The sequence below is a fragment of the Bradyrhizobium sp. CCBAU 45389 genome (genome assembly GCF_028128625.1).
GTDB lineage: Bacteria > Pseudomonadota > Alphaproteobacteria > Rhizobiales > Xanthobacteraceae > Bradyrhizobium > Bradyrhizobium liaoningense_B.
The window spans coordinates 386,683-408,766 of record NZ_LBIY01000097.1; the positions used below are offsets into that span (position 1 = coordinate 386,683).

The window sequence follows — 22,084 nt, forward strand, 5'->3', positions numbered from 1 at the left end:
GCTCGCGCGGCCTTGCGTGGAGCTTGCGCGCAATCCCCAGATAAACCCGGTCCGTAGTCGCACAGGCTTCCACTCTGCGCGCGACTCTGATTCGATCTCTTCTCGTAAGCGCGGGAGGGAACGAATGTCCTACACCATCGGGTTTCAGTCCAAGAACCAGAAGTCCATTCTGGCGACTGAGGCGGCAACCGCCAATCAGGCCGTCGCCATCATTGCCGCACTGCGGCAAAGCGCCGACGAAATAAAGTTCATCCGCTCGCCGCAGGAAGGCGAGATGGGCATCGAGATGCTGCTGCTGCTCGCCAAGGAAGAGGCCGAGGAGATGCCGCAGCGGGCGTAACCCGCCACCACACTTCGATCAGAAGCGAAACATGCCGGCTGCAGAATGATGTAGTCAGGCCTCAGTCTCGCTCGAACCGAAGGTGGCCGCATGAAACGCGAAGCGCTCCGCGTCGAACCGATCTCGTCGTTTCTGGATCGCTGGAAGGCGCCGACCTCGCCCGTGACGCGTGCCGGCAACATGATCTTCGTCGCCGGCCTGCCGCCGTTCGACCCCGAGACCGGCGAAATCGCCGTCGCCCCGATCGAGCGCCAGAGCGAGCTCATCATGGAGCAGATGAAGCTGTGCCTCGAGACGGCCGGCGCCTCGCTCGACAACGTCATGAAGTGCAACGTCTACTGCACCTCGACGAAACACTTCGCCGCCTTCAACGCGGTCTATGCGCGCTACTTCCCGCAGGATCCGCCGGCGCGGATCTTCGTCTGCACGCCGGAATGGTTCGGCCCGTTCGACGTCGAGATCGACTGCATCGCGATGATGTAACGCGCGCTAGCGTGCCGCAACCTTTGACGGCACCTTCGCCTCCACCCGTCCCGCCGTCAGCGCCATCGTCGCCACGCTGACGACGCGCGCGACCACGTCCTCGACGTCGTCGAGGTCGCATTTGCCTTCCGACAGCTTCGTCAGGCGCTCGCTCTCGCGGATGGTGTGGTGGGCCATGGCGAGCGCGAAGTTGAGGCCCCAATAGATATCGACGTCGCTGCGGTCGGGCAGGGACCGGCGCATCGCGCCGGCGAATTTGCGCAAATGGTCGATCTCGCGGTTCTTGATGCGGCGGATCGGCGGCACGGATTCGATCGAGGCGCGGATCATGAAACGCGCCGCCGTCGAGCGCTGGTTCTCCGGCCCCAGGCAGCCCCGCAAGGTCGGCCCGACCAGCGCCCGCAGGATCACCTCGATCGGCGCGCGGCCGCCGCCTTCTTCCTCGGCCGCCTTCAATTCGCGCAGGCGCTCGCGGTTGGTGGCGATCGAGCGGGTGACAAATAATTCCGCGATCAGCTCGTCCTTCGAGCCGAAATGATAGTTCACCGCGGCGAGGTTGACGCCGGCCTCCGCCACGATGTCGCGCAGCGTCACGTCGCCGAAGCCGCGATCGGCATAAAGCCGTTCGGCGGCGGCGAGAATGGCAGACCTCGTATGATCGCTGGCCATGGCTCTTGTCCGGTCATTCCGGGGCGACGCGCCAGCGTCGAACCCGGAATCTCGCGCCACATTTCGGGATTCCGGGTTCAGCCCTGCGGGCTGCCCCGGAACGACGTCGTGAGCGAGGGAGTTGCAATTCAAACAGTTGTATGAAACTATCGTTTGAAGGCCGGGAAAAGTCAATCCGCAATCGGGACTCGTTCGCAACTGCGCCGGGTTCCGGGGCGTCCGCAAGGCGAGCGCATTCGCGCTTGCGGGCCGCGCGCGGCGGGAGGACAGTCCGGCGCAAAAGCATCAGCGAGAGAGAAACGAGGAGCGTCCCATGGATTTCGATCTGTCCCCCAAGCAGAAGGAATGGCTCGACCGCGTGCGGTCCTTCATGGCCAAGCATGTGCGCCCGGCGGTGCCTGTTTATGACGAGCAGGATCGCAGCGGCGAGCGCTGGAAGGTCATCCCCGTGCTCGAGGACCTCAAGAAGAAGGCGAAGGCCGAAGGCCTCTGGAACATGTTCATGCCGCCAAACGAGCATGAAGATGATGAATTCCGCGGCGCGGGATTGACCAATCTGGAATACGCTCTGCTGTCGGAAGAGATGGGCCGCATCACCTGGGCCTCGGAAGTGTTCAACTGTTCAGCGCCCGACACCGGCAACATGGAAGTGTTCATCCGCTACGGCAGCAAGGAGCAGAAGCGCAAATGGCTGCGTCCGCTGATGGACGGCGAGATCCGCTCGGCCTTCCTGATGACGGAACCGGCGGTCGCATCGTCCGACGCCACCAACATCGAGACCCGTATCGAGAAGGACGGCGATCACTACGTCATCAACGGCCGCAAATGGTGGTCGTCCGGCGTCGGCGATCCCCGCTGCAAGATCGCGATCCTGATGGGCAAGACCGATCCGAAGGCCGCCAAGCACCAGCAACAGTCGCAGATCCTGGTTCCGCTCGACACGCCCGGCATCAAGGTCGAGAAGATGCTGCCCGTGTTTGGCTTCGATGACGCGCCGCACGGTCATGCCCAGGTGCTGCTCGAGAACGTGCGGGTGCCGAAGGAGAACATCCTGCTCGGCGAAGGCCGCGGCTTCGAGATCGCCCAGGGCCGCCTCGGCCCCGGCCGTATTCACCACTGCATGCGCACCATCGGCAAGGCCGAGGAGGCGCTGGAGAAGATGGTGAAGCGGCTCGCCTCGCGCACCGCGTTCGGCAAGAAGATCATCGAGCACAGTGTGTGGGAGCAGCGCATCGGCGAGGCCCGCACCGACATCGAGATGAATCGCCTCTTGTGCCTCAAAGCCGCCGACATGATGGACAAGGTCGGCAACAAGACCGCGCAGCTCGAGATCGCCATGATCAAGGTCGCAGGCCCCAACATGGCCTTGAAGATCATCGATCAGGCGATCCAGGCCTTTGGCGGCGCCGGCGTCTCGGACGAGGCGGGCCTTGCCAAGGACTACGCCCACATCCGCACGCTCCGTCTCGCCGACGGTCCGGACGAGGTGCACAATCGCGCCATTGCCAGACTTGAACTTCGGAAGTATGCAAACTCTGCCAGTCATTGAGAGGGAGAGCCAGGCGGCGCTCCCGATCTAAAGAAAAGACAGGGCATGATTGGGTGACCGCTTGACGCAAGTGCGTCAGCGGTTACCGATTAGGATCGTGCTCGACCAGAAACGGTCAGGACTGAAGAGGGAGCGTCACCGTGGCTGACGGCGTCAGGAAAGACGAGGAATTCTCGGGCACCAAGCCGGTCGAGGAGCGGCATCGTTTCGACGAGCTGCGCCTCGAGGCGTGGATGCGCGAGAACGTCGAAGGTTATGAAGGCCCGCTGGTCGTGCTCCAGTTCAAGGGCGGCCAGTCCAACCCGACCTATCGCCTCAACACGCCGAAGCGCTCCTACGTGATGCGCCGCAAGCCTTTCGGCAAGCTGCTGCCGTCGGCGCATGCGGTCGATCGCGAGTATCGCGTCATCGCGGCGCTTGGAAAGCAGGGCTTTCCGGTCGCGCATGCCTATGCGCTGTGCCAGGACGACAGCGTCATTGGCGCCGCCTTCTACATCATGTCGATGGAGGAGGGTCGGGTATTCTGGGATCCGACGCTGCCGAGCCAGGATGCCGATGCACGACGCAAGATCTTCACCAGCAAGATCGAGACGCTGGCCAAGCTCCACATGTTCGATCCCGTCGCGATCGGCCTCGGCGACTTCGGCAAGCCCGGCAATTATTTCGCGCGGCAGATCGACCGCTGGACCAAGCAGTACCGGGCCTCGGAGACGCAGCACATTCCGGAGTTCGAGAAGGTCGCCGAATGGCTGCCCAAGACGGTGCCGGAGCAGGCGCGCGTCTCGATCGTCCACGGCGACTATCGCCTCGACAACATGATTTTCCACGCAACGGAACCGCGCGTGCAGGCCGTGCTGGACTGGGAGCTGTCGACGCTCGGCGATCCCATGGCCGACTTCACCTATCTGCTGATGCAGTGGATCATGCCGGGCCTGCAGGGCGTCGACCTCAAGGCGCTCAACATCCCGAGCCTGGAAGAGGCGGCGCAGATCTACTGCAACGTCACCAGGATGAGCGTCCCGGACCTCAACTGGTACTTTTCCTACAATCTGTTCCGCCTCGCGGGCATCACGCAGGGCATCGCCGGCCGCATCCGCGACGGCACCGCCGCCAACGCCAAGGCGCTGGAGTCCGCCAAGCGCACCGTGCCGCTGTCGCAGGCATCGTGGGAATTCGCGCAGAAGGCGGGCGCGGTGTAGGAAGAACGAAGGCGCGGCTGGTGGCCGCGCCTTTTGCTTTCGATGTGCGCCGCTGTTTCCGCATACTCGGTGTCGTCGCCCGGATGAGCGAAGCGATATCCGGGACAGATGATCCCGCATGTCGCTTCGCTCATGCGGGCTACGTCAGCTCTCGTAGGGTGGGCAAAGGCGCGTAGCGCTGTGCCCACCATCTCTCCGCGATCACGGAGAAAAGGGTGGGCACGCTTCGCTATGCCCACCCTACGGCAGCGTCGCCTGAACGGCCGCCGTCTCGGGGCATGACGCAGATCGTGAGGAACGCCCTCAGCTTGTCCTGCCACCAGGCGTGACCATATCTCTCTCCGCACGGAGAATGATCATGGTCCAGCAACTGCGCATCTACGAGATCTTCGAGAAGAACAAGGCCGCCTTCCACGCCCGCTTTCGCGACCACGCGGCGCGCATCATGCGAACCAGATATGGCTTCCGGATCGTGGCGATGTGGGAAACCAGGTTCAGCGACCGCACCGAATTCGCTTATCTCCTGGAATGGCCGGACGAGGCGGCCAAAACGGCGGCGTGGACGGCCTTCATGGCCGACACCGAGTGGTCCGAGATCAAGCGGGTCACTCACGCCGAACACGGCTTGATGGTCGGCCAGATCGAGGACCGCTTGCTCGTGTTGGTGGATTATTCGCCGGCGCGGAGCTTGCTGCGTTAGCTGTGATGAGGCGGAGTTCGTTCCACCCGTCATTGCGAGCGCAGCGAAGCAATCCAGGGATGTATATGCGGAAACAGTCTGGATTGCTTCGTCGCAAGAGCTCCTCGCAATGACGAGGCACAACTCTCGTAGGGTGGGCAAAAGCGCGTAGCGCTTTGCCCACCATCTCTCCGCGATGGTGGAAAAGTGGTGGGCACGCTTCCGCCTTCGCTCTTCGAGCTACGGCGGACAAGTCGCTTTGCCCACCCTACGGCAGCGTCGCCTAAGACGCCGTCTTCGCACAATGCGCGATCAGCCTCTCCACGAACCCCGCGCATTTCTCCAGCTCCGCCATCTCCACGAACTCATCCGGCGTATGCGCCTGCGCGATCGATCCCGGGCCGATCACGACCGAGGGGATGTCGGCGATGCTGGCGAACAGGCTCGCCTCGGTGCCGAAGGCCACCTTGGCGTGGTCGTTGCGCCCGGCAAGGCTTTTTGCGAGCGTGACGATGGCGGCATCGGCGGCAGTGTCGAGCGCGGGATAATCGAGGATCTCCTCGAAATCGATGCCGCAGTCCGGATGCCTGGCCTTCATCGCCGGCTCGAGCTCGGCCTTGGCCCAGGCGACGATCGCATCGGTCACCTCCTTGGACTCCGTGATGCCGATGCCGCGGCATTCGAAATCGACCGTGCAGGTATCGGGCACGATGTTCAGCGCGGCGCCGCCATGCACGATGCTGGTGAGCAGCGTCGAATGCGGCACGTCGTAGAGGCTGTCGGTCGATCGCACGGCCGCGAGTGCCACGGCGCGGCGGCGGATCTCGACGATCAGCTCGGCGGCATATTCGATCGCGTTGACGCCCTCGGGCGCGATCGAGGAATGACGGGCGAGCCCGCGAAAGGTCGCGCGCACACCGTGCTTGCCCTTGTGGCCGATGATGACCTGCATCTGGGTCGGCTCGCCGATGAAGGCGCCGAGCGGCCTGAGCTTCTTCTTTGCGACCTCGTGCAGCATCGGCCGCACGCCGACGCAGCCGATCTCCTCGTCATAGGAGATGGCGAGATGGATCGGCGTCGTCAGCTTCGCCTCCAGCATCTCCGGCACCATGGCAAGGCACACCGCGACATAGCCCTTCATGTCGGTGGTGCCACGGCCATAGAGCTTGCCCTCGCGCTCCACCAGCTTGAACGGATCATGGCTCCAGTCCTGGCCTAGGACGGGAACAACGTCCGTGTGGCCCGACAGCACGAAGCCCGGCCGGTCCTGCGGTCCGATCGTGACCCAGAGCGAAGCCTTCTGCCCGGTCTCGTCGGTGATGCGCTCGCCCTTGATGCCGAGGAAGGCGAGATAACTCTCGATATGGGCAATCAGGGGCAGGTTGGTGCGGTCGCTGATCGTGTCGAAGCCGATGAGGTCGGCGAGCAGGTGGCGGATGCGATCGGGTCTTGAGCTTGGGAAGATCGGGTTCGGCATTGTCATTTCTTGTCGTGGGAACGGAAGCAGAAGCGCTTGCACGAACCATACCAATGTGATGGCTGGTGGCGCAAATCAACACAGGCCCGTAGTTTTGTAGGGTGGGTTAGCCTTGCGGCTGCGTGAAGCGCAGTCGGAAGGCGTAACCCACCACTGTCTCTCTCCACGGAAGCAGAAGAGGTGGATTACGCCTTCGGCTAATCCACCCTACGCATCTACAAGCCCTTGGGTTGCCCGACGGGCAAAACATCCATCATGCCGGTCAAGGCATGGCGCCAAAAATATTCCACTTTACCGAAATTCGGAAACGGCGTATGTGTCGCCGCACTCCGGCCCAAGGAAGAGGGGCGTATCGCGATCGTCACGAACGCGGGCCGGACGGCGGTGGACGCGGGCCACATCGGCGCGAAAAGCTTCGCAGGGCGGAGAGCCGTGAGCGAAGACCTCGCGCCAGCGACAGGTGCGGCTCACGTACGGCAAAATCGTGTGGTCCTGACGTCCGGGTCTGTGCGTCAAGCCTTGCGGTGATGTGGCGGCCCGACCGGGCCCGCGCATCAGTGATCCGTACGGCGACGGGGGCAATAGTGCATCGCTCCCCGGGGAGATCACGACATAAGCCGTAAAACCACTGCGCAGGGAAGGCCGGATGTTTGGCTTCACCTGTATGCCGCTGTGCAAATTCTTGCTGCCACCTTTCGCACAGTGGACCGTGGGTGCCCGGCCGGCACCCGGTCTTCCCTGCGCCCTCTTTCACCGGGGGTAGTTAGGCAAAGCTCGGGCGGAAGATGCCGCGAGAATGCGAAGGCGTGTCTGCGAATGGCAATGCGAATTGAAGAAGCGTTGCTGCCACCACGTCATTGCGAGGAGCCCTTGCGACGAAGCAATCCAGAGTCCCTCCGCGGAGGCACTCTGGATTGCTTCGCTGCGCTCGCAATGACGATGTGGATGCAGGTGTGCGCGACAAGTCCGCTCTCGTGCCCCGGACGCAGCGCAGCGTCTCTTCGACGGTGCGCTGCAGAGCCGGGGCCCATGCATCAGCGAGCTCTGTGGCCTGCTGGGTCCCGGCTCTGCGCAGCAGCGTGAGAACGCTGCAGCGCGTCCGGGACACGAGAGTGTGCGTGTTAAACCGGCTTCCCCGTATACGGCATCGACGCGGTGAGGCCACCGTCCACAGGGAACGCTTGCCCGTTGACATACGACGCCTCGTCGCTTGCCAGGAACAGTCCCATCGCCGCAAGCTCGTGCGGCTGTCCGGCGCGCTTGAGCGGGTTGAGCTGGCCGATCTTGTCATGGGTGCCGCGCTCCTTGGCGCGGTCGAAGATCGGCTTGGTCATGCCTGTTTCGATCAGGCCGGGGCAGACCGCGTTGATGCGCACGCCGGTGCCGGTGAGCGAATAAGCCGTGGTCTGCACCAGGCTGATCACGCCGGCCTTGCTCGCGGCATAGGGATGTCCGCTCGCGCCGGCCTTGAGGCCTGCCACGGATGCCGTCAGCACGATCGCGCCCGACTGCTGTTTCACCATGTGCGGCATCGCATGCTTCACGGCGAGGAACGGTCCGATCAAATTGACGCGCAAGACCTCTTGCCACTGCTCGACGGTCTGTTCGCCGAGCGGAACGAGCCCGCCGGAGACGCCGGCATTGGCCCAGATCACGTCGAGCCGGCCGTGCGTTTTCACCGCCTTGTCGATCACGGCGATGACGTCCTTCTCCGAGCCGGCATCGGCCACCATCGCTTCCGCGATGCCGCCGGCCTTCTTGATCTCATCGACGGTCTCTTTCACCGCCTCGGTGCGATCGACCGCGATCAGCTTTGCGCCTTCCTTGGTGAACAGCAGCGCAGCCGCACGGCCGATGCCGCTGCCGGCGCCGGTGATGATGACGGATTTGCCTTGCAGACGGCCCATGCGTTTCTCCCTCTGGTGCCTCGCGCGACGCTTGCCGCGCGACGGAATTTCAAACAAGATTTCAAACGGTAAAGTGTCTTGAGACACGTTGCCTACTCACGTACAGCGACATCAGACGGGATGGAAGGGTTTCGATGGCAGCCGAAGACAAGCCCAATGTGGTCACGACACGGTGGTGGTGGGTCCGTCACGCGCCGGTGCGCAATGACGGCGGCAACATCTACGGGCAGAGCGATATCGCCTGCGACACCAGCGACACCTACGTTTTCAATGCCGTTGCCAAGGTGCTGCCACGCAAGGCGGTCTGGTATTCGAGCAATCTGCAGCGCACGCATCAGACGGCCGAAGCGATCTGGGCGGCCGGCTTCCCGCGGCCTGCGTCGATGCAATGGGAAGCGGACCTCGCCGAGCAAAATCTCGGCCGCTGGCAGGGCATGAACCGCGCCCAGTTCATTGCCAGCCGCCCCGTCGGCACCAGCTGGTTCGCGGACATCAACGAGCCCGCGCCCGGCGGCGAAAGTTTCATGGATCTCTACAACCGCACCCGCCGCACCATCGAGCGCATCAACATCGAGGCGGCGGGGCAGGACATCATCGCGGTCGCACATGGCGGCACCATCAAGGCCGCGGTGGGGCTCGCACTCGGTGACTTGCCGGAGCAGGGGCTGGCGTTCGATATCGACAACGTGTCGGTGACGCGGCTCGACTATTTCGCAAGCCCGGAGCGCACCGTCTGGCGGCTGCCGATGGTCAATCAGCAGCCGTGGATCGCGGACGACGCGCACGCGGCGATGCATCAGCTGGCCGGGCCGGAAGTCAAGAAGCTCGCCTGAGCGAGCTGTCATTCCGGGACGGTCCGCAGGACCGGACTATGGTGCGCAGTTGCGCACCTGAGAATCTCGATGTGAATACGAAGATCAATCTTGGGAGAGAAACATGACCTTGTTCGACATGAAGGGGAAAGTCGCCGTCATCACGGGATCGACGCGCGGCATCGGGCTCGCGATCGCCGAGCGCATGGCCGAGCACGGCGCCAAGGTCGTGATCTCCTCGCGCAAGGCCGATGTCTGCGAGCAGGTCGCGAAAGACATCAACGACAAGTTCGGCAAGGGGACCGCGGTCGCGGTCGCCGCGAACATCTCCTCGAAGGAAAACCTGCAAAACCTCGTCGACGAGAGCAACCGCGCCTTCGGCAAGATCGACGTGCTGGTCTGCAACGCCGCGTCGAATCCGTATTACGGGCCGCTCGCCGGCATCTCCGACGATCAGTTCCGCAAGATTCTCGACAACAACATCGTCGCCAACAACTGGCTGATCTCGATGGTGGTGCCGCAGATGATCGAGCGCAAGGACGGCTCGGTCATCATCGTCTCCTCGATCGGCGGCCTGAAGGGCTCGACCATCCTCGGCGCCTACGCGATCTCGAAAGCCGCCGACATGCAGCTCGCGCGCAACCTCGCTTGCGAATACGGCAAGCACAACATCCGCGTGAACTGCATCGCGCCCGGCCTGATCAAGACCGACTTCGCCAAAGCGCTGTGGGACAATCCCGAGAACCTGAAAGCCTCGACCTCGCGCTCGCCGCTGCTGCGCATCGGCATCCCCGACGAGATCGCCGGCGCAGCCGTGTTCCTGGGTTCGAAGGCCGGCGACTTCATGACCGGCCAGACCATGGTGATCGACGGCGGCGCGACGATCAGCTGAGGCGTTGCTTGGGGAAGGGGCACGCAGCCCGCCTAACAACAGGTGTCATCGCCCGCGAAGGCGGGCGATCCAGTATCCCGCGGCCGGAGCGGTGTGAACGAACTGCCGCCGCGGAGTACTGGATGCCCCGGTCAAGCCGGGGCATGACAGCGAGTGTGAGGAGGCGGCGTCGCGACGAGCGCGAAGTCACCTCAATCCACCGCCGCGTAAACCAGATCTCGCACCAGGGTGCGCGTAAAATCGCGCTGGCCTGGCCCCTGCGTCATGAACACCGCGAACAGGTCCTCCTTCGGATCGATCCAGAAGAACGTCCCCGCGATGCCGCTCCAGAAATACTGGCCGACGCTGCCGGGGAAGGGGGCGATGCCGGCCTGCGTGCGCACCGCGAAGCCGAGGCCGAAGCCGTGGCCGGGCGACAGCAGGGTGCCGTTGGTCTGAACGTACGGCCCGAGATGATCGGACGTCATCAGCTCCAGCGACTTGCGGCCGATGATCCTGTTGCCCTCGAGCGTGCCGCCGTTGCGCAGCATCAGCGCGAAGCGGGCGTAGTCCATCGTGGTCGAGACCAGACCCCCGCCGCCGGATTCCATCACCGGCTGCTCGAGCATGTTGAAGAGGGCGACCTTGTCGCCGGTCCAGGGATCGGCCGCGAACGGCTCGGCGAGCCTGTTGGCATTGGCCCCGGAGGTCGCAAAGCCGGTCTCGGCCATCTGCAGCGGCGCAAGCACGCGCTCGGAGAGGAACGTACCAAGCGACTTGCCGCTGACGACCTCGATGATGCGGCCAAGGATGTCGGTGGAGCGGCTGTAGTTGAATTCATCGCCGGGGTGGCAGACGAGGGGGAAGCTCGCCACCAGGCTTGCGTGCTCGGCATTGGTGATCTTGCGGCTGCGGACGCGGGACTCCTGGTAGAGCTTGTGCACGGGCCCGTCGCCCTGGTGCTCATAGGTGAGGCCGGAGGTGTGGCGGAGCAGATCCTGCACCGTCATCGCCCGCTTGGGTGGAACCAGCTCCATCCTGCTGCCGCTGACCACGCCGACCTTCTGGTCGGCGAACTCCGGAATGAACTTGGCCACGGGATCGCCCAGCAGGAGGTGGCCGTCCTCGACCAGCGCCATGACCGCAACCGAGACGATCGGCTTGGTCATCGAGAAGATCCGGAAGATCGAATCGCGCACCATCGGCGCCGTGCCCGCCGGGCTCTGCCTGCCGAGCGCCTCGAACCAGCCGACCTGGCCGCGCCTCGCCACCAGCACGGTGACGCCGGGGACGGTCTCCTTGTCGATCTCACGCTTGAAGGCGTCCGACATGGCCTGCAGGCGAGGGCGGGACAGCCCCAGTGTCTCGGGCCTTGCTTCCGGCAAAGGCGGCGTCTGGGCTGCGGAGGCGGGCTTAAGGGCGGCTTGGGCGGCGTTCATGAGGGCTCCCGGGTTGTTCTTGTCGTTCGGAGCGAACTGTCGCCCAGAAGTCGCACTGTGAACAAGCGGCCCTTGTGCGCTTCTCCCTTGCAATCCGGTCGCCCCCTGTGCTTGAAAGCGGCCCTGAGCCGCGGCGACGCAGGTTCGTAGGAGTGTAGCTCAATTGGTAGAGCACCGGTCTCCAAAACCGGGGGTCGCAGGTTCGAGCCCTGCCACTCCTGCCAGCAAAATCAATCACTTAGGTCGAATTCTGGCGGGGCGGGCATAAGTATGCCCGGCGGCCGCTGTTGTCCGCTACAATCGGCTTTGCCCGTGGATCAGCGCGCGGAGGTCCGGCCGGCTTCGACGGGAGTCTGGCTGACATCGACGTGCCGGATGGGAACGCGGCGGAGCAGCGAGAAGATCGTCCCGCCGAGCTCGAGATAGGTGCGCAGCCGCAGCGCACGGGAAGAGCCTTTCAGCTCCGCGTTCAGGCTGACCGGAATCTGCACGAAGGTGAGGCCGAGTTGGAGCAGCGAGATCAACCCACAGATCTGATAGCCATAGCCGTCGGCCTTCACTGCGATCTGGCGGAGCCATTTCACGGGGTAGACGATCATGCTGTGGTAGTCGTACAGCCAGAAGCCGAACAGGCAGTTCAGGATGAAGCGCAGCGAATGCGATTGGATCGAGCGGTTGACCGAACGGTCTGATTGATTGTCGCGGTAGGTGATCACCATGTCGGCGGCGCCGACCGCCTTGAACATCCTGGCAATGCCTTCGTTCTGGAAGGCGTGATCGCCGGGGATCAGCGTAATGGAATCGAATTTCGCGCGCGCCAGGGCGTATTCAAACCCGGCGCCGACACCCCGCCGCTCGGCGTTATGATGAACGGTGATCCGCCGGTCGCTGGCCGCGAATTCGTCCATGATCGCGCCGGTGGCGTCGGTGCTGCCGTCGTCGATCAGCAAGATCTCGAAATCGTCCAGCAGTTCGCGTGCGAGTGGCAGCACGCCGTCGATAGTGTCTGCGATCTTGTCCTGCTCGTTCAGAGCAGGGATGACGATCGTAAGCCGTTTTGCCGCCTTGGTAGGTGTCATTGCTATACCGCCGTTGCCGGCCACCGGTACTGTTGGAACCCCACCCACAACTCTGGGATCAGGATGCGGCCGACAATATCGGTCCCGTCAGTCAGGTCAACGCAACTGCGTTGCATTCGGGCAACTACTCCCCAAAATCGTAGAGTCCGGTGTCGCCGATGCCGAAGGCGCGCCGCAGCCGCCCGATCCGGCCCGCCATGACCTGCCCTGCCGCCGTCGCGGCAAACCGCGAATCGACCCGCTCGACCAGACCGCCGTCTATCAGGATGCCGGTGCGCCCGCGGAACAGAGCTGGAACTTGCCGTTCCACGACGTCGGACAGCGGAGCCGTCCGGCCGGGCCGCTCGGCAAGACCCAAGAGGATGTCCAGCGAGACCGATTTGTAGACTGCGCCGAAGGCGAAAACGTAGCCCATGACGCCAAAGCCGAAAATCGATGCGGCGTCCCAATAGCGGAATTGCGGGAGGATCAAGACGCCGAGCAGCACGCTAAGAAGATGCGAAACGATCGCGGCGATCGCGAGCACGATCACCGGTGCAAGCGACCATGCCCGAGCGCGAGCGACGAACTGCAGGACAGGCGCCAGCATGGCAAATGCGACGGCAGCGATGAAACCGACAGCGAATGACATGGTGGCGTTATCCAAGCCCCGTCGAGAAACGAACGAGCTTGACGAGATGCGCCACCGCAAGCCCCTTGGCCGTCGGCGCCAATTTGCCGTCGGCTATCATCACCATTCCCGAACCGATCAGCAGCTTCAATCGATTGTGCGCGAAGGTGCCGAGATCTCCCCCTTGCATGTAGGCGGCAGCCCATTGCTCCAGGGTCAGGGGAGAGCCGGCCCGGGCGAGCGCCGTGAGCAGCGTCAGGGTAAAGCCCCAGGCCAGCAGGCTGAACAGGACGTAGCAAAGCATCATCGCCGTCGCCAGGAGGAAGAGGCCGCTGACCACGTCGTCGAGATGCCTTGGACCCGGAATTGCGATGCAGGCGATCGCAAAAAGTACGACCACGCTGAGACAGCCCAGCCGAAAACGGCGGCCAGCTCCGCGAATGGCGGCGATACGTGCATAGCACAGCAACAGCAGCGGAAGCGCGACACTGAGACAAATCGCAGTGGTCTGCGCCGGGCCCGGTAGGAAGTTCATCGCGGAAATCGCCTTGGACGCCTCGGTGCTGCCCAGCCTACGCGGTGTCTATAGGAGGTCGGATTTTGGGGGTCAATGACCAATCGAGATCCTGTATCCGGCTCTTGCGGCGCCCAGGCAGGCATGCGAATTCTTGCTGCCGATGCCGTCCCCTCCCTCTCCCAGCACATCCGGAATGCTGCGCGCGACAGTCGTTCTGCTGGCGCTGCTGCTGATCGCGCACGCGCCGATGCTGCTGAACGACGGCCTCTTCATGGACGACTGGTTCGTGCTCAAGCCGCGTCCGGACTATTTCATCGACATCGGTTTCCTGCTCAACGGCGCCGGCCATCCGATCTTCTACAGTTACGACACGCTCGCGAATTGGACGGGCGCCCCGGTGGCCGTGATGGTATCGTTGGCGTTTGCTGGAGTTGTCTTCGGCGCGACCTGTCTGGTGCTGACGGCGATGCGGCTCGGCTTGCTCGATTGCACCGAAGCGGTTGGATTTGCGCTGATCGTCTGGACCTATCCCGGCTATCAGCTTTGGGCGGGAAAGGCGAACGCGGTCTACGTCTTCAGCTTTGGACTTCTGTTCGTCGGTGCTTGGTTGTTGACGCTCGCTTTCAGTACCCGGGGGTGGCGGCGTGTTTTGCTTCGCGTGGCCTGTGCGGTCGTATTCCTTCTCAGCTTCGCGCTCAACTCGACGGTCGTGCTCTACGCCTGCGTCATGCTTGGGCTCTTCGTTGCAAATTGGCGGAGCGGAGCCGTCGCGCAAGGATTCATTCGCCGCACCTGGCTCGCAGCCTGGCGCTGCGCTTTGGGCTATCCGGAATTGATCGTGCTTCCTCTGGTCTATGCGGGCACGCTTAGCATCTGGTTCAAGCGCATTGGTTTGTACGCGCAGCACTATGACGCCCATTTCCCGACGCTCGACGAATTGTCGAACGGATGGAGGGCGTTCTTCGACGCCGGCTACAGGGACGTCGTGGCCCACGCGATCCGGGCGGCGATCCAGGTCCCGGCGCCCTTCATCCTGGCTGCGGCGCTCGTCGGCATCGTCTTGCTGCTGCTGCGTCCCGGCACGGAGCCAACTGCACCCAGACGCGCGATCGCCTTGCCGCTCGTGCTGGCCGTGGTTTTGTTTCTCGCATTGTCCTCGCCCTATCTGATCGCCGGCCTGCGGCCCTCTTCCACGCATTTCTATGAGAGCCGTCATCTGTTGCTGTTCGGTGTGCCGGCGGCGCTGGCACTACTCGCGTTCAAGCGTCAGGCCGAACGGTGGATCGGCCCCAGTGCCGCCTTTGCAAGCCTGTTCGGATTGGCAACGATACTGTGGTTCGGAATGCTGTGGAACGATTACACCTTCATGCAGGCGAGAACGCTGAAACAGGAGGCTCTGACACGCGGCCTTGCCGGCCTAGTCCAGCCCGCGGCGACGGTCTACGCGCTTGACGACCGCTTCTTCGACCGTCCGTCACGGGATGTGCCGTTCGGCCTGGCCGAGGTCACCGGTATGCTCCGCCTCGCCTGGGGCAATCAGCCCTTCTTCGGGTTTGCCCTGGGTGCCGAGCGGCCCGACGTCCTACAGGAAATGGAGGAGAAGCGGGTTGCTCCGGGAACTGCGTTCCGTCATATCGATCCTTCGGGGCGGCAGGCGACGATCTTGTTGCAGGCGGGCTCTGGAGGTGCGGCGGACCGGGCATTGGTGCGAACGTACTACACGTGTCGGCTTCTGGCGCGTTGTGACGTTGCAGAGCTTCTGGCTCAGCTCGCGCAGGTCACGATCAAGGTCGGTCCAATCGCCGGAATCACGCCGCTCAACGGCGCCAGCGAGAATGTCGCGCCTAGCCGCTAGCCCGCCGCTGCCAGACCGCCTCCGCAAGCGCGATGTCCATCATCGAGTCTTCGCCGGAGGCAAGGGGCATCCGTCGTTGGACGATATCGGAGACGAAGGCATCGGATTGGCGCCGAAATGCCCAACTGGTTGTTTGCTCCAAGCGCGTGGATTCGCCGCCATGATCGAGGATGACCTGTGCCTCCTCTTCGGCGAAGGGAGCGGGCAATTCGATGGTCAGGGTCCCGCGCTCGAAATTGATCGTCAGTCCCTCGCGCCAAGCGCCCCTGGTCCCGTTCGCAAGGTCCAGCGCGCACGCGATGCCGTCGAAATCGAGGGTGATGCGCGCAGCTCCCGAGGTCTCCACGGTGCTATCGGCGACTGTCGGCGACGGTCCGAGCACGTAGCGCGCGAGATTGATGATATGACTGAACACGTTCAGAAAGTTGTCGTAGCCGGGCCGTAGCGTGCCCGGCATCCAGTCGGGACCATCCTGCCAGAGCTCAAGCCCGTCCGGCCGGGTTTCGCCGGTCATGACGAAGTTGTCGTGCGATCGGCCGGTGTCGCCGCCGAAGCACCAGCCTCTTGCGCCGACGACGCGTCCGAGCGAGCCGTCCGTGCGCAGGCGCGCCAGCTGGGCCAGCGCGCGCGCTACGCCGGCGTCGTGACGCTTCATGTAGCCGATGCTGTAGACGAGCTGCTGGTGCCGCGCAGCTTCGACCAGCGATGCGGCCTGAACCGTTGTGTAGGCCATCGGCTTCTCCGACAGCACGTGCCGGCCGCTGTTCAACGCGTCCAGCACGATCGGGCCGGTGGCGCGACGCTTCGTCACGACGATGACGGCGGATACCTCGCTATCCGCGAGCAGTTCCCGGTGCGTGCCGTAGACCCGCGAGATGCCGAATTTCTGCGCGGCGGCGGCCGCCAGATCGGGCCGGAGATCGGCGATCGCGACGACGCGGCAGGCGGGATTGGCAGCGAAATTGGCGAGGTGGCACATCTGGCCGACCATGCCTGTCCCGATGATGCCAATGCCGGGCCTCACTGGCTACGATCCCTCGAGGCGCTTCCTGACGACGAGGAAATGCGCCGGCTGACCCCAGGTGTTGATGAACGCCGGGTCTGACTGGGTGAGGGCGGTGATCGCGGACGCATCGCGCCGCGCGATCGCGCCGAAGATGCGATGGAAACTGTCGAGCGTCGCGGTGATGGCTTCGATGTCGGAAGCATCGTCGGCGAGAATGTCCGTCGTCAGGATCGTCTCGCGTAACGAAGCGAGGCTCGCGATCACGCGGGGCAGGCTGTCGCCGAAGGGCTCGTCGATCATTCTGTCGACATCGAGCACCAGCGCTTCGATCGAAGCCGAGATCGCGCTCACAGCGTCAGCTTGACCGACCAGATAAAGCTTCCGTCCCCCGAGGAAGCTCAGGCGGCTGCGGTCGAGGTGGCGCGTCGCGCGACGCAGCTTCTCGTCCGCCGACAGGACCTTCTTGTGCCAGTAGACGTCCAGGCTGTCGCGATAGGCGGGCCAGGCCGAATGAATGTCGAACCCCTGCTCATGCGCAGCCGTGCAAAGGGCGCCCGAATCGAGGAAGTACCGGTATCGGACGAACGGATTTTCGAGCACGTCCATCAACCAGGATTCGAAGCTGCGGGTGTGCGGAATGCTGTTCCACTTCGCCTCGAACAGTGACTTCGCCGTCTCCAGCGCCGGGCGGCCCGTTAATGCCTTGCCGGCGGCATGGATCGCCTTGAGCGCGAGTTCGAAGAATCCGCCATAGCGTTCGTAATAGGAAACGACGGCATAGCCGTCCGGATTGAGCAGCCGGTGGAAGATGCCGAGCCATTTCTCGCTCGGCTGCACCGTGTAGATGAATCCCTCGGCATCGATGATATCGAAGCGGCGCTGGCCGCGAAATCCCTCGACATCGGCCAATGCGAGTTCGCGCAGGCGCTCGGTCAGGCCGAAATGCGCGAAATAGGCCTCGATTTTCGGATGCGCATGCCGGTTCGGTTCGGCGAGCGTCATATTCGCGCCCCAGCCGGCAAACACGAGGGCGTTCTCACCGGAATCAGGACCGAATTCGAGCACCTCGGCATCGCGGAACAGCCGCGGCGGCAGCACGAGCTTGTCCGAAAACAGCTCGCGCCGCTGGCTGGCATATGCATCGAGTTCGGCGGCCGACTTGAAATTCCCGAACGTCGGCAGGACGTTCTGACGTTCGTAGTAGTTGAAGAGCTTGTCGTCAGCCATGCCGCGACCCTGCGGTCGCTTCGAGGCGATCGAGCTCGCTCCAGATATCGGAGGGCGCGAAGATGGAGACGATGTGCAGCGGGCGCTTCACGCTCTCGCGCAGCCGGCTGCTGACCTTGGCCTCGTTCTCGTGGTTCACGGCCAGCAGACAGACGAGCGCATTCGACTTGCCGATGAGGTCCTCCGGCGAGCGGATCGGGATCCCGGTACCCGGCAGGAACAACCCTTGGCGTTCCGTCTGGTCGTCGACCGAGAGGTCGATGAGATCCGCCAGTTCGTGCGCATTGGTGAAGGTGCAGGCGCGGCAACCTGCGCCGTAGATGGCGATCTCGGCGCCGCTGGCGCGGGCCTTGGCGAGGATCGGTCGGAGGCGTGCGCCATACTCCCTCGCACGCTGACCGAATTTCTCGCCGACACCGGCTGGGGCGGGCGGAGGCGTCACCTTGTGCGCAGCGCGGCGGGCTGCGATCGCGAGGCTGCCGCCGCTGAAATTATACTTCTTCACGGACACCGCTTCGAAGCCGTGGCGCGCCAGCAGGGCGAGCAGGGTCGGCTCGGTGAAATAGCTGACGTGCTCCTCCCAGAGGACGGAGAGGTCTCCGGCAGTCGAGCCAGGATCAAAGTCGGGCACGTCGATGAACAGCAGCCCGTCGTCCTTGAGCGCGATCTTCACGCAATCGAAAAAGTTCTCGAAATCCACGATGTGTTCCAGCACCTGGCGCGAGACGACGAGATCGAACTTGCCGGTCTGCGCCACGGCGTCGTGACACATCGCCGGGCTGATCATGTCGGCATAGACCTTGATGCCGCGCTCGCGGGCGATCTTGCCCGACACCGGGTTGGGCTCCACGCCGACCAGGACCTTCGCGCCGCGTTCGCGCAGCTTGTCCATGAACAGGCCGTCGTTGCAGCCGATCTCGAACACGGATTGGTGGCTCGAGAATTTCGCGATGGTATCGAGCTCGTCGACCTGGTGCGGCTCGGGCTTCCAGCTGCTGAAATTGTAGTTGAACTGCCGATACAGGATGTCGGGATCGATCGGCTTGACGATCTGAGGCAGGCCGCACTCGCCGCAGGCAAGCACCTCGAACGGGTACCGTTCCTCCTGTTCGTTCCGACTGTGTCGAAGCCGATGTGCAATCGGCATCAATCCAAGGTCGATGACCGGTCGCAGGTCGGTCGAATGGCAGAGGCGGCAATGGTCGGTCACTGTGTTTGGCTCTGTGCAAGGAGTACGAGGGGACTTCCGCGCCCAGGCAAACGCGGCGCAAACAGGGCTATATAATGCCCGGGACCACGCTACAATTCTTTAGTTGCCGGCCTCAGACAGGTGTTCAAGTGCGTGCCCTACTGAACTCCGAGTTCCGATTCGTCGCAAGCCGGTGAAGGAAGAGCCAGAAGCCATGCCGCTCCACGAACGCCAGAGCGCCGGCAGGGCGGCCGATATTCGGCTCTTGCCAAGGGGGTTGGCGTTCCGTCCTTCAACTGCATGAGCTCGCCGCGACCTTCGATGGCCGAGGGGGCGTCCTCGAGGACCGCCCCCAGGAGTTCGAACAGGCCCATCTTGTCGGGTGGCGGAATTCCAGGCGCCGCACGATACCGCCAGGTCTCCAGGCGTGGCGGGCAGGGAAGGAATTCGAGGTAGGAAATCGAGCATCTACCGCGCGAGACTTCACCAGGCGGCGTGAAATCCCCGCAATAGTCGGTGTAGACAAACGATCGCGCGCGACTTTCGTCACGCAGTGTCGCTTGTGCGACATTCATGTCACTGGCCCCCAGGCAACGCGAGCGGAACGAGATGATGTGGCTGTCCGGGACCTGGAGCTTCACGACCTTGGGTTCGGGATCCGCGAGCAAGGCTGCGCGAACTTGCCGCTGCATATCGCTGGTAACCAGCCCGTCATACAGCAGCCATTTGGAATCGTGCGCCATCGAGAGTGCGAAGATCGCGATCACGCCACCGGCGGCTGCTGCACGTTCACGCTGTACTGTAATCGACTGCACCAGGGCCGCCACCAGTATCAAGATGCCGAATTGCGACGGAAACAGCAGTCTCGTTTCGCCCCGCGTCACATCGCCGTAAAGGCCGGCAAGCGCGTAGGGCGCGGCGCCAAGGAGCGCCATCGCGGCTCCCAACAGGAACAATATCAGCGCGCTTCTGGTCGACGCATGGGTTTTGAGCCTCCAAGGCGTCGACGATGCTGCTGAAGAGAGCAGAACGAACACGACCATGGCGGCCAGTATCACCACGGTCGAGAGGCGATAGCCTAGAAACGCAAACCCTTGAAAGTAAGCGTATTCGAGCCCGCTCGGGAAGGCCATGAGGTGATTAGCCAGTGCCTGCCTTATGACGGCAATGTCAGGCGCGAAACTATACTGTCCGGCATAGTGGCCGCTCTTCCCCAGAATCGTCAGGCGCAGCACGATCATGGCCGCGACGGCCAGCCAGAACGGGGCAAGACGCACGAGCGTCCGCGTCCAACGCTCGCCGGCAGATCGGGCCAGCACGACGCGGAGCGGCTCAAGGGCGATCAGGGTCTCGAGCGACAATGAGAAAAGCAGACTGAACGGCGCCGCCCATCGAAGCGCTCGTACCTTCGAATAGGACAATTCGTAGGACAACAAATAGAAGACCAGGAAGAAGTCGTAGACTGCATTTTGCGTCAGGCGAATTGCGTAGAACGGGCTGAGCAAGTAGAGGGCCGTGAAAAATCCAGCGATGCGTTTCGTATGGGATGATCGCGAGAGGATAGAGTAGAGCAATATGCCGTTCACAACGTGGCAGCCCAACCCGGCGAACCGCGCGGCGACGTCGGGCATGTCGTGGAGCAGCACGACATACAGCGTCATGGGAATTGCGAAGCCGGCGTGGGCCGACTCCCACAGCACGCGGGAAAGGCCGGCTACATCCTGGGTCCAATAGATGTAATAGACCGTCCAGTCGTCGCCGAAGACCTCACGCGCGAACAGTGCAGGCAGGCTCGTGACAACAGCGATAGCCATGGCCAGCCAGACATATCCGATGCCCAATCGAGCGTGTGATCGGGCAGTCGCTGCGTCTGAGCCGGCCTTCATGTGAAGATCGTCGGAACTGTCAGGGCCGATCACGGCTATGCGTTGCCTTGCCCGGCCAGCTTCTCCGCGGCGAGCGCACCGATCCTCGTCACGTAGTCCTGCACCGCGGCAGCGTCGCTGCCATCGGGGGCCCAATCGGGAAAGGCCGTGCGAGCCGGATCGAACGGGCCGGCGGTGGTTTCGTGAAACACCAGCCATTCCGAGGTGATCAGGATCGAGTGGAAGACCTTTTCCGGCATGCGGTAATAGCAGCGCTTGCCCTGGCCGTAGGGGGCCATCTCGAGCACCTCGCGAATGCGGCCGTCATCCTCGAAGATGATGACCTGAGCGGTGCCCTCGATCACGTGAAACGATTCAGGTTTGCCAAGATGCTTGTGGGGCCGGACATAGGCCTCGCGGTGATGCACGATGAGCATCTCGTGCAAACCGGACGAGGGATCGGGATGCGTGCACAGCCGGCTACGCAGGCGCGGGTTGCCGGCGGCGATGCGCTTCAGCTCCGCGATCGTGGCATCGTCCGCCGTGACGATGGCGTCGTCGGAATAATAGACTTCCGGATTTTGCGCGCGCAGCGAGGTCGGCGGGCGCGAACGCGCCGTCTCATTCGAAGAAGATGAACCCATGGTCGCCCCGATAGCCGCATTTGTCATAGATCCAGGCCCATGTTTCCGGACCATGGAAGCTCAGGCAGGTGAGCTGCCAGTAGAGGAGGTTCGCCTTCTCGCGCTCGTTGCGGAACGATTCGACCATCAGATATTTCGAGGCGCCGCGTCCGACGCGCTCGATCTCGCCCACCGCGCGGAAGACGTCCTCGAGTGCAAGGTTGTGCAGCACGCCGAGCGACACCACGAGGTCGAAGCTGTGGTCGGGGTAGGGGAGCGCGACGGCGCTGCCGACCCTCAGGTGCGGCCGCACCTCCTCCTTCGCATTGGCGATGCCGTAATCGGAGATGTCGATGCCGGCGATCGTGAGGTCGGGGACGAGCTGGGTGAACTCGTACAGCAGATAGCCCTTGCCGCAGCCGACATCGAGCACGCTCATGCCGGGCTTGATGCCATACCGGTCGATCAGGGTCTGGGCGAGCGGGCGCCACCTTCCGTCGTAGCGATATCCGCCGTAGCCGTAGCGCCGGTCGCCATCCCAGTAGTCGCGTCCCCATTGCCTGGCGACTGTCGCCGATTCCGCCTTGTCATGCTCGACCACGCGTTGAACGTAGTTCCGCCTGGTCGACGCGTGCATCGGCTGGAGCAGGTTGATCTCGGCCATGGTCGTTAACCGGATCGCGGCATC

General features: G+C 63.4%; 21 protein-coding genes and 1 tRNA gene. 9 read left to right on the top strand and 13 right to left on the bottom strand.

The genetic code is table 11. From position 1 onward, the window contains the following. Positions 1-124: 124 nt before the first annotated feature. On the top strand, positions 125-340 hold the full coding sequence (locus tag XH79_RS34725; protein ID WP_063682708.1) for a hypothetical protein: 216 nt from the start codon (positions 125-127) through the stop codon (positions 338-340). Between the two features lie 90 nt (positions 341-430). Beyond that, positions 431-823, top strand: a complete 393-nt coding sequence (locus XH79_RS34730) for a RidA family protein (protein ID WP_212346026.1) — start codon at positions 431-433, stop codon at positions 821-823. A 6-nt stretch (positions 824-829) separates the two neighbouring features. On the opposite strand, the gene XH79_RS34735 is transcribed toward XH79_RS34730, so the two are convergent. Further along, a complete protein-coding gene (locus XH79_RS34735; protein WP_212346023.1) occupies positions 830-1,492 on the bottom strand; it encodes a TetR/AcrR family transcriptional regulator in 663 nt (220 codons plus the stop codon). 313 nt (positions 1,493-1,805) lie between these two features. Here XH79_RS34735 and XH79_RS34740 point away from each other — a divergent pair, with 313 nt between their 5' ends. The 3 genes from XH79_RS34740 (at position 1,806) to XH79_RS34750 (ending at position 4,940) form a co-directional block, all read left to right on the top strand. Further along, entirely contained in the window at positions 1,806-3,041 is a 1,236-nt protein-coding gene (locus XH79_RS34740; RefSeq protein WP_212346020.1) for an acyl-CoA dehydrogenase family protein, read from the top strand. Between the two features lie 140 nt (positions 3,042-3,181). Next, complete coding sequence (locus XH79_RS34745) at positions 3,182-4,240, top strand: phosphotransferase family protein (protein ID WP_271584602.1); 1,059 nt, start codon at positions 3,182-3,184, stop codon at positions 4,238-4,240. Positions 4,241-4,598: 358 nt separating this feature from the next. After that, positions 4,599-4,940 (top strand): NIPSNAP family protein, encoded by a 342-nt coding sequence (locus XH79_RS34750; protein ID WP_271584603.1) that lies wholly within the window; start codon positions 4,599-4,601, stop codon positions 4,938-4,940. Positions 4,941-5,202: 262 nt separating this feature from the next. On the opposite strand, the gene argE is transcribed toward XH79_RS34750, so the two are convergent. Further along, on the bottom strand, positions 5,203-6,396 hold the full coding sequence (argE, locus tag XH79_RS34755; protein ID WP_271584604.1) for an acetylornithine deacetylase: 1,194 nt from the start codon (positions 6,394-6,396) through the stop codon (positions 5,203-5,205). A gap of 1,121 nt (positions 6,397-7,517) precedes the next feature. Continuing rightward, positions 7,518-8,303 (bottom strand): SDR family NAD(P)-dependent oxidoreductase, encoded by a 786-nt coding sequence (locus XH79_RS34760; protein WP_271584605.1) that lies wholly within the window; start codon positions 8,301-8,303, stop codon positions 7,518-7,520. A gap of 134 nt (positions 8,304-8,437) precedes the next feature. Between XH79_RS34760 and XH79_RS34765 the strand changes: the two genes are divergently transcribed. Next, complete coding sequence (locus XH79_RS34765; RefSeq protein WP_212346005.1) at positions 8,438-9,136, top strand: histidine phosphatase family protein; 699 nt, start codon at positions 8,438-8,440, stop codon at positions 9,134-9,136. 103 nt (positions 9,137-9,239) lie between these two features. After that, positions 9,240-10,007, top strand: coding sequence for an SDR family NAD(P)-dependent oxidoreductase (locus XH79_RS34770; RefSeq protein ID WP_212346002.1), 768 nt, complete (start codon positions 9,240-9,242; stop codon positions 10,005-10,007). Between the two features lie 191 nt (positions 10,008-10,198). Here XH79_RS34770 and XH79_RS34775 read toward each other — a convergent pair whose 3' ends face one another. Beyond that, a complete protein-coding gene (locus XH79_RS34775) occupies positions 10,199-11,425 on the bottom strand; it encodes a serine hydrolase domain-containing protein (RefSeq protein ID WP_271584606.1) in 1,227 nt (408 codons plus the stop codon). A gap of 148 nt (positions 11,426-11,573) precedes the next feature. On the opposite strand from XH79_RS34775, the gene XH79_RS34780 reads away from it, so the two are divergent. After that, positions 11,574-11,649: transfer RNA gene (locus tag XH79_RS34780), tRNA-Trp, on the top strand. 93 nt (positions 11,650-11,742) lie between these two features. On the opposite strand, the gene XH79_RS34785 is transcribed toward XH79_RS34780, so the two are convergent. The 3 genes from XH79_RS34785 to XH79_RS34795 form a co-directional block, all read right to left on the bottom strand. Further along, positions 11,743-12,504: a glycosyltransferase family 2 protein gene (locus tag XH79_RS34785; RefSeq protein ID WP_271584607.1), complete on the bottom strand. Its 762-nt coding sequence runs from the start codon at positions 12,502-12,504 to the stop codon at positions 11,743-11,745. A 124-nt stretch (positions 12,505-12,628) separates the two neighbouring features. Then, positions 12,629-13,135, bottom strand: a complete 507-nt coding sequence (locus tag XH79_RS34790; RefSeq protein WP_271584608.1) for a hypothetical protein — start codon at positions 13,133-13,135, stop codon at positions 12,629-12,631. 7 nt (positions 13,136-13,142) lie between these two features. After that, complete coding sequence (locus XH79_RS34795; protein ID WP_271584609.1) at positions 13,143-13,649, bottom strand: hypothetical protein; 507 nt, start codon at positions 13,647-13,649, stop codon at positions 13,143-13,145. Between the two features lie 175 nt (positions 13,650-13,824). Between XH79_RS34795 and XH79_RS34800 the strand changes: the two genes are divergently transcribed. Next, complete coding sequence (locus tag XH79_RS34800; protein WP_271584610.1) at positions 13,825-15,486, top strand: hypothetical protein; 1,662 nt, start codon at positions 13,825-13,827, stop codon at positions 15,484-15,486. Here the strand turns inward: XH79_RS34800 and XH79_RS34805 are convergent. The 6 genes from XH79_RS34805 to XH79_RS34830 all read right to left on the bottom strand — a co-directional run bounded on the left by XH79_RS34805 (position 15,476) and on the right by XH79_RS34830 (position 22,060). Further along, the gene (locus XH79_RS34805) at positions 15,476-16,510 is read right to left on the bottom strand and encodes a Gfo/Idh/MocA family protein (protein WP_271584611.1); all 1,035 of its coding nucleotides are present in this window, start codon (positions 16,508-16,510) and stop codon (positions 15,476-15,478) included. The genes XH79_RS34800 and XH79_RS34805 overlap by 11 nt on opposite strands. A gap of 3 nt (positions 16,511-16,513) precedes the next feature. Then, positions 16,514-17,719 (bottom strand): class I SAM-dependent methyltransferase, encoded by a 1,206-nt coding sequence (locus tag XH79_RS34810; protein ID WP_271584612.1) that lies wholly within the window; start codon positions 17,717-17,719, stop codon positions 16,514-16,516. After that, positions 17,712-18,929, bottom strand: a complete 1,218-nt coding sequence (locus XH79_RS34815) for a class I SAM-dependent methyltransferase (RefSeq protein WP_271584613.1) — start codon at positions 18,927-18,929, stop codon at positions 17,712-17,714. Before XH79_RS34815 ends, XH79_RS34810 begins: the two co-directional genes overlap by 8 nt. A 137-nt stretch (positions 18,930-19,066) precedes the next feature. Further along, entirely contained in the window at positions 19,067-20,794 is a 1,728-nt protein-coding gene (locus XH79_RS34820) for a hypothetical protein (protein ID WP_271584614.1), read from the bottom strand. A 35-nt stretch (positions 20,795-20,829) separates the two neighbouring features. Next, on the bottom strand, positions 20,830-21,417 hold the full coding sequence (locus tag XH79_RS34825) for a WbuC family cupin fold metalloprotein (RefSeq protein ID WP_271584615.1): 588 nt from the start codon (positions 21,415-21,417) through the stop codon (positions 20,830-20,832). Further along, on the bottom strand, positions 21,395-22,060 hold the full coding sequence (locus tag XH79_RS34830) for a class I SAM-dependent methyltransferase (protein ID WP_271584616.1): 666 nt from the start codon (positions 22,058-22,060) through the stop codon (positions 21,395-21,397). The genes XH79_RS34825 and XH79_RS34830 overlap by 23 nt, the downstream gene beginning before the upstream one ends. Positions 22,061-22,084 lie beyond the last annotated feature (24 nt).

Coding starts and splice junctions, on each gene's coding strand:
- XH79_RS34725 (WP_063682708.1), top strand. CDS start 125: ATGTCCTACACCATCGGGTTTCAGTCCAAGAACCAGAAGTCCATTCTG.
- XH79_RS34775 (WP_271584606.1), bottom strand. CDS start 11,425: ATGAACGCCGCCCAAGCCGCCCTTAAGCCCGCCTCCGCAGCCCAGACG.
- argE (WP_271584604.1), bottom strand. CDS start 6,396: ATGCCGAACCCGATCTTCCCAAGCTCAAGACCCGATCGCATCCGCCAC.
- XH79_RS34830 (WP_271584616.1), bottom strand. CDS start 22,060: ATGGCCGAGATCAACCTGCTCCAGCCGATGCACGCGTCGACCAGGCGG.
- XH79_RS34750 (WP_271584603.1), top strand. CDS start 4,599: ATGGTCCAGCAACTGCGCATCTACGAGATCTTCGAGAAGAACAAGGCC.
- XH79_RS34820 (WP_271584614.1), bottom strand. CDS start 20,794: ATGAAGGCCGGCTCAGACGCAGCGACTGCCCGATCACACGCTCGATTG.
- XH79_RS34760 (WP_271584605.1), bottom strand. CDS start 8,303: ATGGGCCGTCTGCAAGGCAAATCCGTCATCATCACCGGCGCCGGCAGC.
- XH79_RS34735 (WP_212346023.1), bottom strand. CDS start 1,492: ATGGCCAGCGATCATACGAGGTCTGCCATTCTCGCCGCCGCCGAACGG.
- XH79_RS34810 (WP_271584612.1), bottom strand. CDS start 17,719: ATGGCTGACGACAAGCTCTTCAACTACTACGAACGTCAGAACGTCCTG.
- XH79_RS34730 (WP_212346026.1), top strand. CDS start 431: ATGAAACGCGAAGCGCTCCGCGTCGAACCGATCTCGTCGTTTCTGGAT.
- XH79_RS34765 (WP_212346005.1), top strand. CDS start 8,438: ATGGCAGCCGAAGACAAGCCCAATGTGGTCACGACACGGTGGTGGTGG.
- XH79_RS34740 (WP_212346020.1), top strand. CDS start 1,806: ATGGATTTCGATCTGTCCCCCAAGCAGAAGGAATGGCTCGACCGCGTG.
- XH79_RS34825 (WP_271584615.1), bottom strand. CDS start 21,417: ATGGGTTCATCTTCTTCGAATGAGACGGCGCGTTCGCGCCCGCCGACC.
- XH79_RS34785 (WP_271584607.1), bottom strand. CDS start 12,504: ATGACACCTACCAAGGCGGCAAAACGGCTTACGATCGTCATCCCTGCT.
- XH79_RS34790 (WP_271584608.1), bottom strand. CDS start 13,135: ATGTCATTCGCTGTCGGTTTCATCGCTGCCGTCGCATTTGCCATGCTG.
- XH79_RS34770 (WP_212346002.1), top strand. CDS start 9,240: ATGACCTTGTTCGACATGAAGGGGAAAGTCGCCGTCATCACGGGATCG.
- XH79_RS34800 (WP_271584610.1), top strand. CDS start 13,825: ATGCTGCGCGCGACAGTCGTTCTGCTGGCGCTGCTGCTGATCGCGCAC.
- XH79_RS34795 (WP_271584609.1), bottom strand. CDS start 13,649: ATGAACTTCCTACCGGGCCCGGCGCAGACCACTGCGATTTGTCTCAGT.